Source organism: Gaoshiqia sp. US2, from assembly GCF_059705485.1.
This window is the reverse complement of the sequence record NZ_AP048550.1, coordinates 4,121,316-4,135,102: the sequence shown is the minus strand read 5'-3', so window position 1 is coordinate 4,135,102 and position 13,787 is coordinate 4,121,316. Positions and strand designations below refer to the sequence as shown.

At 48.0% G+C, this 13,787-nt stretch carries 6 protein-coding genes; 1 reads left to right on the top strand and 5 read right to left on the bottom strand.

The annotated features are described in order from the left end of the window. Positions 1-114: 114 nt before the first annotated feature. The 5 genes from AC6H3C_RS16410 to AC6H3C_RS16390 all read right to left on the bottom strand — a co-directional run bounded on the left by AC6H3C_RS16410 (position 115) and on the right by AC6H3C_RS16390 (position 6,119). The gene (locus AC6H3C_RS16410; RefSeq protein ID WP_497516496.1) at positions 115-1,248 is read right to left on the bottom strand and encodes a DUF4382 domain-containing protein; all 1,134 of its coding nucleotides are present in this window, start codon (positions 1,246-1,248) and stop codon (positions 115-117) included. A 6-nt stretch (positions 1,249-1,254) separates the two neighbouring features. Further along, entirely contained in the window at positions 1,255-2,013 is a 759-nt protein-coding gene (locus tag AC6H3C_RS16405) for a FecR family protein (RefSeq protein WP_497516495.1), read from the bottom strand. A gap of 214 nt (positions 2,014-2,227) precedes the next feature. Then, positions 2,228-4,783, bottom strand: a complete 2,556-nt coding sequence (locus AC6H3C_RS16400; protein ID WP_497516494.1) for a TonB-dependent receptor — start codon at positions 4,781-4,783, stop codon at positions 2,228-2,230. Then, positions 4,770-5,606: a FecR family protein gene (locus AC6H3C_RS16395; RefSeq protein ID WP_497516493.1), complete on the bottom strand. Its 837-nt coding sequence runs from the start codon at positions 5,604-5,606 to the stop codon at positions 4,770-4,772. Before AC6H3C_RS16395 ends, AC6H3C_RS16400 begins: the two co-directional genes overlap by 14 nt. 6 nt (positions 5,607-5,612) lie before the next feature. Further along, the gene (locus AC6H3C_RS16390; protein ID WP_497516492.1) at positions 5,613-6,119 is read right to left on the bottom strand and encodes an RNA polymerase sigma factor; all 507 of its coding nucleotides are present in this window, start codon (positions 6,117-6,119) and stop codon (positions 5,613-5,615) included. Positions 6,120-6,663: 544 nt separating this feature from the next. Here AC6H3C_RS16390 and AC6H3C_RS16385 point away from each other — a divergent pair. Next, positions 6,664-13,713: a T9SS type A sorting domain-containing protein gene (locus AC6H3C_RS16385; protein ID WP_497516491.1), complete on the top strand. Its 7,050-nt coding sequence runs from the start codon at positions 6,664-6,666 to the stop codon at positions 13,711-13,713. Positions 13,714-13,787: the final 74 nt, after the last annotated feature.

Sequence of the window (13,787 nt, the reverse complement as noted above, 5' to 3'; positions counted from 1 at the left end):
TTCATAAAAAAAAGTACCCTTGCGTCAATCGGCAAGGGTACCTTCTGTAATTCAAAAACAGTCTCGAATAATCTCTGAAAGCTGCTTCCTTTCTTTTCTTGTTTAATTATAATATTATCCTGCTGCCGGAACAACAAGCGCAATATTAACTGTAGTTGTGGCTCCCGAAGTTACAGCAACGCCGGTTTGCTGGAAGGCGGTGTAACCTGTTGCCTGAACCCGGACAATGTATGTTCCGGGCGCCAGCCCGCTGACGGAATAAGCTCCGTTTTCTCCGCTAACAGCAGTAGCAATGGCTGCCGGCACTTCTTGTCCTTCGGCCGGTGTCGGATGAACGGCAACCGTGATACCTTGCAGCAGGGTTGCACCTGTGCTTACCACCCCTGCAATCGTTCCCGGTGTCACAAAAGCGATATCTACAGTCGTTCCAACTCCGACGGCAACCGTAGCGCTTGCTTCAAATTTTTCGAAGCCTGCAATTTCGCAGCTGACGGTGTAGGTTCCTGCAGGCAAGCCCATCACTTTATAGTATCCGTTTTCGCCGGTTTTGGCCGAAAGGGTGTCTCCGTTGTGGATAATGTCAACAATGGTGTCGACCAGGGCTTCGCCATTGGCGGTTACTGTACCTTCAATCCAGCCGGTATTGTCGATTACAGAAGCGCGGATGACCGGTTTAAAATTGAATCCTTTAATTCCGGCCGGAGTGGCAGCATTCCCCTGCATTACAAATGAACGGCTGACATCAAAATCAACCAGTACGGTTGCAAAGCCACCGAATGTGACATTCAGATCGCCTTCGATTTTAATTTTCAGACCGCTGCTTGATCCACTGGGAATTTTTAAATCCATCAGGGTGCCATCGGTGAGTTTAATGTTGGCGCTCACCACATGTAACCTGATTTCGTTATAACTTCCGGATTCCAGTTCAATCTCTCCTAATTCTGCTGTAACACCGTTTTGCAGGTCAAGCAGGTTAAATGTTGTTTCTCCTTCAAGGTCAAACCCGATAAAATCCGACGAGTTTACGTCTTCCTCTTCTGCTTCGCCCGCTGACTGGCGAACCTCAACCCGGTCAATGGTCACATTGGCTTCTTCTACCCATTCAAATGGGAACGGGGCGTCAGTCAGTAAAAAGCGAACTGTTCCTTTTCCTTCTTTGTTGATTGACTCGTCTGTGTTACAAGCGGTAAAAACCGCAGCCAGTAAGGCAAAAATCAAGACTGGCATTGTTTTCATTCTTTCTTTCATAACTCGTTACTTTTTTTCGTTAACAATAATTACTTCGTTTGTTTGAAAGGAGTATTCGAGATTTAGGGAACGACATAGGATTTTGATGGCTGTTTCAGCGCTGGCAGTTTCCAGCTTTCCTGAAAAATGTTTCTGCGCTGACTGGTTCAGCAAAATCCTGACTTGAAAAAAGTTTTCCAGGTCGGCAACAACATTCGAAAGCGTTTCATTTGAGAAGGTTTTTCTAAACGTTGCTGTTCCCGGATACATTTCGTCGGTATGAACCATTGATGTTTGTTCGTCGGGCTGATAAATCATTGAATTCCCGGCCGAAATTTCCTGGGCCAGGTTTTTCGCAGTAAACATCACTTTCCCTTCAAAACAGGTTACCTTTAGTCCGTTACCGGAATCCGAAACCTGGAATCTCGTTCCCAAAACACGAACATCTCCCTTGGGTGTTTTGACAATGAACTTATCCCCTTTTTTTACCTCGAAGTAAGCTTCTCCTTGTAGTTTGATCTCTCGTTTCCACCAGTATCTTGGGTAACTGATGGTGCTGTTTTCACTTAAAACAACACGGGAGTGATCCGGAAGCCTGATTGCGTTAACTTGTTGAATATTTCCCTCAAATACCTTTACCGAAAAGAAAAAATGAAGAAGGAAAACCAGGACCAGAGAAGCAGCGGTTGAAATTGCGATTCGATAAACAGGACTTAGTAATATTGCTTTTGTACTGACCTGATTTTGTCGCCCTTCTTCAATTTTCTTTAATATTTTTTGCAGCACAATATTTTTATCTGTTTTCCCCGGAACTAAATATGATCTGATTACCTGATCAATCGGATTTTCATTTGGTGTGATTACAGGTAATTCCGGATGTAGACATATATTGTTGCTGTTTAACACGTTTTTAATTTGTTTACAGCATTAATATCCTTTCATCCTGAAATACCCTACCGGGAAAATCAACTTTTTTTAAATAAAAACGTAAGTTGCTTATTTACAGGCTTCTGATATTGATAAAAAACACGGGTGTGAATTTGACAGAGGTGATATCGGTACGGATGGAATAAGAACCCGTACTGTCGGAGATATTAAAATAATCGACTATCAGTACGTTCTCGCGATTAAACAAGTTTAAAATGGAAATACCCGAACTCAGGGCAAAATACTTAAATGAGAATCGTTTAATAAGCGAAAGGTCTGTTTGAGCGAAATAGGGGAGCCGCCCAAATGTTTGGCTGTCTGTTTCGGTAATTAAATAAGGGCTGCGTGAGTGGTAGTTCAGACTTCCTGAAAGTACCCAGCTTTTGTATTTCGCTATTTCAGTCCACCGGAGTTTGAGCCGTTGATCGTCAAACGGCGGATAACTTTCGCCGTTATTGAATACCTCAAACTGTTCTGTCGATTTGGACAGGGAGGCAGATAACATGTGGGTGAACATACCTTTTTGATAATGAATGAGCGCATCGAGACCATATGATTCTGTTTGGCCGGGATGTGTCACATATTCAATAAATTTATCTTTCCTGCCGCTGACTTCGGCATAGAGGTTAATTTTTCCGCTTGTTTTTTTGTAATAAGATTCCACATTCAGACTAAGGCCGTTTTTTTCGTAACCGGCTCCGATGACATGCTGACGGGCTTTCATGATGCCGTTGCCGGTAGTATCGGGTAAAAACCAGACCAATTCACTCATGCCCTGACTGTCAATCTTGCGGATCTGTGATAAAAACTGGTTGTAGGTTCCTCCTGAATAAAACAGGTTCAGATCGGCGGTCGGCTTATAGCTGATCCCGTAACGCGGCTGAAAATAGAGTTTGTCGGTGATATCGGCTTTGTTGACCCGCAGGCCGGCGCGTATTTGGACTTTTTCTGCCGGTTGAATGGTCTCCTGAAAATAAGCATGTAAAATGGTCGCTTTCGAATTATAATTAATGGAGTCGACCTGGATATTACCAACTGTACGCTCTGCCAGGTAAAGGTAGCTAACCTGATTGGTTCTGGCCCCAAAGCCAAGTTGATGGGTGAAACGGCCGGTTTTAAACTCCGATGACAGGCTGGCCATCAATTCTTCCAGCTGATTGTCGTCTTGGTCCAGTTCTGTTTTTCCTCCGTGCCCCTGGCTGTTTGGCAACATGCCGGCATTGCGGAGCGAAGAACGGTTCAGCTCATTATACCCGAAGTTGAGGTGATGTTGCCAGTGGCTCCCGGATTGATACCGCCAGTTCCCGCTGAATCCCCTGTTTTTGCTTTCCATTTCCTGGTTCCGGTAAAAACGCGATCCTTCTTTGAATACATAATCCTGCGTTTGCTCGTCGTTGCTGGTTAACACATTAAAGGAGATTTCCTGCTTGTCGGTTGGTTTCATGCTGATTTTGAGGTTCAGGTCGTCAAAATAAACAACCGGTTTCATGGTCGATTCTTCGTCTGTGGCAATTTCCTGTTCAAGGATCTGCTTGTATAAATAATTTTCCCAGACATCGATGTATGATTTGCGAAAGGCCCCGCTTACCGAAACGGTTTTTCCGATCGGGATGTTGGCGGTGGCATTTACGTTGAGCAAATTGGCCGAAAGGTCGAAGGCCGGTTTGTAATAGCTGTTTTTTCCCGACAATTCAATAATACCCGAAGTCCGTTCGCCCAGGGTGGCATCGAAAGCGCCGCGCGAAACAAAGGCCTGCGATATGTACTTGGCGTTCAGGACACTCATGCTACCGAATAAATGGCTGGTTTCCAACACCGGGATGCCATCGAGCAAAATCAGGTTCTCGGAAGGCGATCCGCCGCGAATGGAAATGCCCTGGGTTTGACCGCCCAGAAAATTAACTCCGGGAATGAGACTCAACGCGGTTACCAGGTCGCCGTCGTCGAGCCGGGGCATATTGGCGGCTTGTTTTGGGTTGAAGGCTATTTTTTCGGAGTGATCGCGCATTTCCAATACATCTTTTTCCTGTTGGTATACATTGATGGCTTCGATGTGAAACGCGAACGGCGTTAATTCAATCCGGTGAAATTTTCCGGGTAGCGGGCGAAGCGTCGTATCCAGCCGCTGGTAACCGAGATGGCTGATTTCTACCGGTAACTGATCCGTCATTTCAACTTTTTCACCAAAAATGCCTAATTCGTTGGTGATCGTTCCTTTGTTGCCGCCGAAACCGATGTTGCAAAACAAAAGTGGTTCTCCGGTGTGTTTGTCGACGACCAATCCTTCAAGCCGGATAAATTCAGGGGCTTTTTCCGGGATTGGAGCCGGGTTTTTATAAACCACCCAGGTACTCTCAATTTTTTCGTAAAGGAGATGATATTTCCGGCACAGTTCGTCCATAAACCGCGTTACCGAAATTGCTTCGTAATTCAGCTCAGTGTCAATTCCGGAAAAATAGTCGGCATCAAAGGCAAATTGCAATTGATATTCGGCCGCCAGATTCTCCAGCACCTGGCTCAGTTTTTTGCCCTTGCTGTGAACCGATATTAATTTTTCCTGACCAAATGCCAATGTGGAGAGGGTCAGAAAAAACAGGATAATATAAATATGTGGTCTAATTTCTTTCAATTAATTGAAGTTTATTGGTTTCAATCAGGTAGTTAAAATTCATGGCACGGGACAGAATCTGAAGGGAGAGGCCGCTTTGTGCTAAATTCAGTTTGCCTGTAAAACGCTGTTCGAGCATGCTATCGGGCGCAACCAGCGTATAACCTTCGCGTTGACAAATCAGCATCAGGATCTCTTTTAGCGGGCGGCTATGCCAGTAATAGGTTCCTTCCGGCAAATCTGACAATACATCCGGGCTGATTTCAAAAGGGCCATCTGTTTTTTCGGTGTCAAAAGTAACGGCCTGTCCTTTTTTCAGGATAATTTCCTGTAGATGCAAACTCACTTTTACCGAACCTTCGTAACAATCAATCCGACCCGATTCGGCCGAATAAGCCTGAATGTTGAATGTTGTGCCGAGTACTTCCAGCTCTCCCCCCGGAAAATTGACACGGAAGGTTTTCCCTTTATTTACTTCAAACAATGCTTCACCTTTCATCCCGATTACCCGTTCGCCGTTTCGTTTCCTGTAACTGTATGTCAGTTCGCTTCGGGTCTTTAGTGTAACCAGACTGCTGTCGGGCAGCCAAACCAGTTGACTGGGAGCAAGGTCATTTTTTACTAAGCGGGCTTGCTTAGTCTCGTGAAACAAAGTAAAGTACAGCAGAACGACAGCCGCTGCGGCAACTGAAGACCAACCAATCAGTCGGGTTTTTGTATGCTTTGGAGCTTGGCGTTCAGCTATTTTTTTTGACAGCAGTTCCCAGGCTTCTTCCTTGCTCCTGTTCTCAGGTACACGGTAGCCCTTCATCTGTTTTTCGATATCGAATTTATTTGAGTGCATACACGGTTATATTTTACGCTCTACTGTTTCTTTCAATATACTCAGGGCCTTGTGCATATGTTTCTCTACGGCTTTGTTGCTGATCTTTAAATCGGTCGCAATTTCCGAGTAGGTCAGGTTATCAATACGGCTCATTAAAAAAATGGCGCGGGTTTTATCCGGGATTTTAGCGATCGCTTGCTGCAGCTTTTGATCAAACTCCTTTAACTCCATGATAAATTCAGGCGACTCGTTTTCCTGTCCCAATACCAGGGAACTGGTAAAGTTTAAATTAATAGTCTTTCTCCGGTGGTGCTTGAAATATTGATTTTTCGCCAGCGTGTATAACCAGGCCCGTACGGTATCCTGCCTGATTTTTGTGTGTTCTTCCCAGAACGTCAGGAATACATCTTGTGTCAGGTCTTCTGCCAAATCAATATCTCCCGAAAGATAATAGATGTAGTTTCTGATATGCGTATAGTGATCATCAAATATTTTGCGAAACCAGATGGTATTGTTTTGCCTGTTTATCATGGCTGAAGTTGGAATGTTTAATATGAACTATGCAAATATAAACATAATGGTCAAAATCTTTTTTCTTTTTTGCAGTATAAAAATGGAATGTTTTTCAAATTTTTGATAATGAAATATTTCAAGCCGAAAACTTCGGAAATTACCCATTCCTGGATTAAATTCTTCGGTTAACAATCAAGAAAACAGGATTTTCATAAAAAGGTTCGGAAAATACCCATTGCCCCGGATAGGAAACTTGTCGTTACTTAGCTGAGATATTAACAGGAACATGTTGATAGCCATCGTAAGGTGTGCATCAGGACTTAGTTATTGCGGTCAAAAATTTCCGGATTTCCCGGATCATTTTATCAAGTTGAAATTGCGGATGATATGTCACATGGTCGTGTGACTTACAGGGTATTGTTTTGGCTTAAAAGAGAAATCTTTTGCCTGACAGTTCATTCTCTGATGATATTAGAACAAATGTTTTATTAATCGTACATTTTGAAAAATGGAAAAACTTTACTTGTGTTTTCGAACATTTCGATTCTTTCAAAAATTCCGTTTGGTATTTTTGATTGTGTTGGGCGGACTCCTGTTCAGTTCCGCTGCAAGCTATGCGCAGTATAACCAGGCAGCTGTGTCTCTCGATCAGTTGCGTAATGGTTCTGCAACAAGTCCTCTTCCCGACCCGAGTTGGGTAAACGGGAACCTGGGAGCCCAAAATTCTCATTACGCCGAAGGAATGTCGGTCGCATACCGCGCCGTAATGATTAAGATGCCTGTTGGCGTGGCCGTTCAACTGACGTTGGAATATGATGCCAAACACAGCGGCAAACATGCCCTGGACTACCTGACACATTTCCAACGGTTGGAAGACCACAGTATGTATGGTCACAGCGCCGAAACAGTTGACCCCACAAAGGGAACAGCCTTTGACGGGCAATTGATGAGTCCGACCAGTACCTGGGCGATTCCTGCTCCTCCGGGATATAATTCCGAGGTTGCAGGTATGCCTGCATCCAGCCACGCCGCTCTTCCCGGCAGCGAGGTTCTCATGACCATGTGGGGTGGTACCATTTCCGGTATCACTTATACCGACGAAAACGGTGTCGCCCATGCTGCTAACTTAGCTTTGTCTCAATCAGCACAAAAGATTACCGTTAACTTTACGGTAGAATCAACTTCAGTTTTGCTGGCCTGGGGCGGACATATCGGCAGCAGGTTGGAGTGGGGATATTTCCCCGACGGAACACCACGTTCAGCCGGTGGAATCAGTGGTTCTCCCTATCACATGCGTGTAATTGACTGGAACCTGAACAACCTGGGAAACCAGGACCGGTCGCTGTCTGCTGACGCTGTTGCGATACCGCCTACCTGCGATGTTGCACCGGTCGATCGGTTTTGCGGTGGAAAAGTAATCACCTTCCAGGCCATTTCAGATGCATCAAATCCAACTTATGTATGGACGATTCTGAATAATACTTCGGGAGCTGCTTTTGTCGGGCCGGTAAACGGGGCTGAAGTGACGGTACTTTCTGAAAATCCGGGTGGATATACCCTGCATGTGGAGATTTCAGATGGGCTTCTGTCATCAGAATGCGAAACGGATGTATTGGTGAATGACGTGCCCATTTCATTTACGCTTCCTGCTGATATTTATTTATGTCAGGACGAAGTTGGGGCAAGCCTGAGTGTGACCCTCGAAAACATTGATGTAATTGCTGATTACCTTGCTGATCTTGAAATTAGCTTTTCGATAGATGCTGTATTGCAGCAAGATTACATAAAACTTCAAAATTATCTTGCTACCAACTTTCCGGCATTTAGCTGGAACGATTTTATGGCGATTACCGGTGATGGCGACTTCCCGCTGATTGGCGATCTGGTTGCCCTTTTAGGAGGGCCGGGTAGCAAAACCATCTCGGTATCACTTCGTTTGCCGACAACAGGAAGCACAGCTGAGGCGTGTGTTTTCACGGAGGAAATGCAAGTTACTGTTAATGAAAATCCGCTATGCTCCATTGCCGGCGACGATGCTGTTTGCCCGGACGGGGAATCTGTTTATACCTACGACGGAACATCCGTGATAAGCACCTATGCCTGGAGCATATCAGGAGATGCAACAATCATTGGAAGCGCCGACGGACAATCGGTAACAGTAAAGGCTGATGCCGTTTGCGGGTCATTTACACTTTCGTTGGTTGTTACGGATGAAAACGGATGTGAAAGTAGCTGCGAAAAAATTGTAGCTATTCAAGATGAAGAGATCCCGGTGATCTCGACCGAAGCAGTTGACGGATACGATTGGGGATGTAACCCGGAGGAAATTCCCGTTCCGGAATTTACTGCAACTGATAATTGCGGCGACTTTACCCCAAATGTAGCGACAGATGGTCCCGTTCAGGATGCAGAAGGTTGCGGCATGAGCCAAACATGGATAGCTAGAGTTGTCGATTATTGCGATAATGAAGCCGTTCAGGTAAGTATAACTTATTACTGGAAAGTTGATCTGGAAGCACCGGTTATCACGGCCGCCAACGCAGATTCTGACTTAGGATGTAACCCGACAGCAGAAGAAATAGCCGCTGCCCTGGGAAGCGCCACCGCCACCGACAACTGCGATGCAGAAGTCACGGTTAATTATGCGGACGGTGATGTTACAGGCGATGATTGCCTGAAGAGCCAGATGCGTACGTTCACCGCTGTTGATGAGTGCGGCAACCAGGCCGAAGCAGTAACCGTCACGGTTAGCTGGAAAGTTGATCTGGAAGCGCCGGTTATCACGGCCGCCAACGCAGATTCTGACTTAGGATGTAACCCGACAGCAGAAGAAATAGCCGCTGCCCTGGGAAGCGCCACCGCCACCGACAACTGCGATGCAGAAGTCACGGTTAATTATGCGGACGGTGATGTTACAGGCGATGATTGCCTGAAGAGCCAGATGCGTACGTTCACCGCTGTTGATGAGTGCGGCAACCAGGCCGAAGCAGTAACCGTCACGGTTAGCTGGAAAGTTGATCTGGAAGCACCGGTTATCACGGCCGCCAACGCAGATTCTGACTTAGGATGTAACCCGACAGCAGAAGAAATAGCCGCTGCCCTGGGAAGCGCCACCGCCACCGACAACTGCGATGCAGAAGTCACGGTTAATTATGCGGACGGTGATGTTACAGGCGATGATTGCCTGAAGAGCCAGATGCGTACGTTCACCGCTGTTGATGAGTGCGGCAACCAGGCCGAAGCAGTAACCGTCACGGTTAGCTGGAAAGTTGATCTGGAAGCGCCGGTTATCACGGCCGCCAACGCAGATTCTGACTTAGGATGTAACCCGACAGCAGAAGAAATAGCCGCTGCCCTGGGAAGCGCCACCGCCACCGACAACTGCGATGCAGAAGTCACGGTTAATTATGCGGACGGTGATGTTACAGGCGATGATTGCCTGAAGAGCCAGATGCGTACGTTCACCGCTGTTGATGAGTGCGGCAACCAGGCCGAAGCAGTAACCGTCACGGTTAGCTGGAAAGTTGATCTGGAAGCGCCGGTTATCACGGCCGCCAACGCAGATTCTGACTTAGGATGTAACCCGACAGCAGAAGAAATAGCCGCTGCCCTGGGAAGCGCCACCGCCACCGACAACTGCGATGCAGAAGTCACGGTTAATTATGCGGACGGTGATGTTACAGGCGATGATTGCCTGAAGAGCCAGATGCGTACGTTCACCGCTGTTGATGAGTGCGGCAACCAGGCCGAAGCAGTAACCGTCACGGTTAGCTGGAAAGTTGATCTGGAAGCACCGGTTATCACGGCCGCCAACGCAGATTCTGACTTAGGATGTAACCCGACAGCAGAAGAAATAGCCGCTGCCCTGGGAAGCGCCACCGCCACCGACAACTGCGATGCAGAAGTCACGGTTAATTATGCGGACGGTGATGTTACAGGCGATGATTGCCTGAAGAGCCAGATGCGTACGTTCACCGCTGTTGATGAGTGCGGCAACCAGGCCGAAGCAGTAACCGTCACGGTTAGCTGGAAAGTTGATCTGGAAGCGCCGGTTATCACGGCCGCCAACGCAGATTCTGACTTAGGATGTAACCCGACAGCAGAAGAAATAGCCGCTGCCCTGGGAAGCGCCACCGCCACCGACAACTGCGATGCAGAAGTCACGGTTAATTATGCGGACGGTGATGTTACAGGCGATGATTGCCTGAAGAGCCAGATGCGTACGTTCACCGCTGTTGATGAGTGCGGCAACCAGGCCGAAGCAGTAACCGTCACGGTTAGCTGGAAAGTTGATCTGGAAGCACCGGTTATCACGGCCGCCAACGCAGATTCTGACTTAGGATGTAACCCGACAGCAGAAGAAATAGCCGCTGCCCTGGGAAGCGCCACCGCCACCGACAACTGCGATGCAGAAGTCACGGTTAATTATGCGGACGGTGATGTTACAGGCGATGATTGCCTGAAGAGCCAGATGCGTACGTTCACCGCTGTTGATGAGTGCGGCAACCAGGCCGAAGCAGTAACCGTCACGGTTAGCTGGAAAGTTGATCTGGAAGCGCCGGTTATCACGGCCGCCAACGCAGATTCTGACTTAGGATGTAACCCGACAGCAGAAGAAATAGCCGCTGCCCTGGGAAGCGCCACCGCCACCGACAACTGCGATGCAGAAGTCACGGTTAATTATGCGGACGGTGATGTTACAGGCGATGATTGCCTGAAGAGCCAGATGCGTACGTTCACCGCTGTTGATGAGTGCGGCAACCAGGCCGAAGCAGTAACCGTCACGGTTAGCTGGAAAGTTGATCTGGAAGCGCCGGTTATCACGGCCGCCAACGCAGATTCTGACTTAGGATGTAACCCGACAGCAGAAGAAATAGCCGCTGCCCTGGGAAGCGCCACCGCCACCGACAACTGCGATGCAGAAGTCACGGTTAATTATGCGGACGGTGATGTTACAGGCGATGATTGCCTGAAGAGCCAGATGCGTACGTTCACCGCTGTTGATGAGTGCGGCAACCAGGCCGAAGCAGTAACCGTCACGGTTAGCTGGAAAGTTGATCTGGAAGCACCGGTTATCACGGCCGCCAACGCAGATTCTGACTTAGGATGTAACCCGACAGCAGAAGAAATAGCCGCTGCCCTGGGAAGCGCCACCGCCACCGACAACTGCGATGCAGAAGTCACGGTTAATTATGCGGACGGTGATGTTACAGGCGATGATTGCCTGAAGAGCCAGATGCGTACGTTCACCGCTGTTGATGAGTGCGGCAACCAGGCCGAAGCAGTAACCGTCACGGTTAGCTGGAAAGTTGATCTGGAAGCGCCGGTTATCACGGCCGCCAACGCAGATTCTGACTTAGGATGTAACCCGACAGCAGAAGAAATAGCCGCTGCCCTTGGAAGCGCCACCGCCACCGACAACTGCGATGCAGAAGTCACGGTTAATTATGCGGACGGTGATGTTACAGGCGATGATTGCCTGAAGAGCCAGATGCGTACGTTCACCGCTGTTGATGAGTGCGGCAACCAGGCCGAAGCAGTAACCGTCACGGTTAGCTGGAAAGTTGATCTGGAAGCGCCGGTTATCACGGCCGCCAACGCAGATTCTGACTTAGGATGTAACCCGACAGCAGAAGAAATAGCCGCTGCCCTGGGAAGCGCCACCGCCACCGACAACTGCGATGCAGAAGTCACGGTTAATTATGCGGACGGTGATGTGACAGGCGATGATTGCCTGAAGAGCCAGATGCGTACGTTCACCGCTGTTGATGAGTGCGGCAACCAGGCCGAAGCAGTAACCGTCACGGTTAGCTGGAAAGTTGATCTGGAAGCGCCGGTTATCACGGCCGCCAACGCAGATTCTGACTTAGGATGTAACCCGACAGCAGAAGAAATAGCCGCTGCCCTGGGAAGCGCCACCGCCACCGACAACTGCGATGCAGAAGTCACGGTTAATTATGCGGACGGTGATGTTACAGGCGATGATTGCCTGAAGAGCCAGATGCGTACGTTCACCGCTGTTGATGAGTGCGGCAACCAGGCCGAAGCAGTAACCGTCACGGTTAGCTGGAAAGTTGATCTGGAAGCGCCGGTTATCACGGCCGCCAACGCAGATTCTGACTTAGGATGTAACCCGACAGCAGAAGAAATAGCCGCTGCCCTGGGAAGCGCCACCGCCACCGACAACTGCGATGCAGAAGTCACGGTTAATTATGCGGACGGTGATGTTACAGGCGATGATTGCCTGAAGAGCCAGATGCGTACGTTCACCGCTGTTGATGAGTGCGGCAACCAGGCCGAAGCAGTAACCGTCACGGTTAGCTGGAAAGTTGATCTGGAAGCACCGGTTATCACGGCAGCCAACGCAGATTCTGACTTAGGATGTAACCCGACAGCAGAAGAAATAGCCGCTGCCCTGGGAAGCGCCACCGCCACCGACAACTGCGATGCAGAAGTCACGGTTAATTATGCGGACGGTGATGTGACAGGCGATGATTGCCTGAAGAGCCAGATGCGTACGTTCACCGCTGTTGATGAGTGCGGTAACGAAAGCAACGCATCAGTAACCGTTACCTGGAAAGTTGACCTGGCCGGGCCGGTAATAGAATGTCCTGAAGACATCTATATTGCCGGATGCGAGTTAGCGTCATATATTGAATTGCCAATAGCAACCGACAACTGCGATGGAAGCGTTGAAGTTACGGCTTCCCGTTCAGATGGATTGGAATTGAACGACCCATTCGCAGAGGGCATAACCGTCATCACGTTCACTGCAGTTGATGAATGTGGTAATTCATCTGAATGTGTGGTCAATGTAACCGTTGATCCATGTGAACCGAACTGTGAAACGGCTTATGGTATGCTGGAAGGCGGTTCAGTTTGTTTCCTTGACGATGGATTCAACCGCTGGGGCTGGACAAACTCAATCTCCGAAGAAGGGGAATATTCAATGCCTCTTTATGCCGGTGCAGCCCAATGTAATCCTGATAAGGGAGAACTGGTCGGTACAGTCGAAATAACTTATTCCGGAAGTACCCTGAGAGTTCAGTACTTAACTGATCCTGGCTATTCTCTGAGTGAGGTCCATGTATATGTGGGATGCGGTAAATATCCTGTTATGAAAAACGGGAAAGAAACCGTTGCTCCCGGGCAGTACACTCACAATGCAGGAAGTCTGGCATGGGTGAATGATTACACAGTTGAATTTACGAATGTGGAAGGACCAGTTTGGGTAATTGCCCACGCTGTGACATGTGACGTAAATCGTTCTGGTGTTGTTTCTGCTACGGAAATGGGGGTTGACTGTGGAGAATCCGTAGTTGCTTCTGAATCAATTGTGGAAGACAATAAACCTGTGAAAATTAAAGTTTTCCCGACTCCGTTCGATAAGAAAGTGAGATTTGAATTTGTGCCGAATCAGGATGGTGACGCACATATTGCAATCTACAATTTGCTCGGAAGCAAGGTTGGGGATGCTCTTAACGAAAAAGTTTATAAAGGAAGAACCTACTCTGTTGAATTTGACGGTTCCGGGTTACCCGCAGGCGTCTATTATTATCGATTCGTGTTAAATAACCAAACGCTTACAGGAAAAGTAATTAAAAATAAGTAAGCTGTGGTTTGAAAGGGAGGGTGTCCGATGGGCACCCTTTTTTTGTCAATAAATTATTATGTCAATTAAAACCC

Excerpts from the sequence above, each read along its gene's own strand:
- AC6H3C_RS16390 (WP_497516492.1), bottom strand. The coding sequence starts at position 6,119 with ATGATAAACAGGCAAAACAATACCATCTGGTTTCGCAAAATATTTGAT.
- AC6H3C_RS16410 (WP_497516496.1), bottom strand. The coding sequence starts at position 1,248 with ATGAAAGAAAGAATGAAAACAATGCCAGTCTTGATTTTTGCCTTACTG.
- AC6H3C_RS16395 (WP_497516493.1), bottom strand. The coding sequence starts at position 5,606 with ATGCACTCAAATAAATTCGATATCGAAAAACAGATGAAGGGCTACCGT.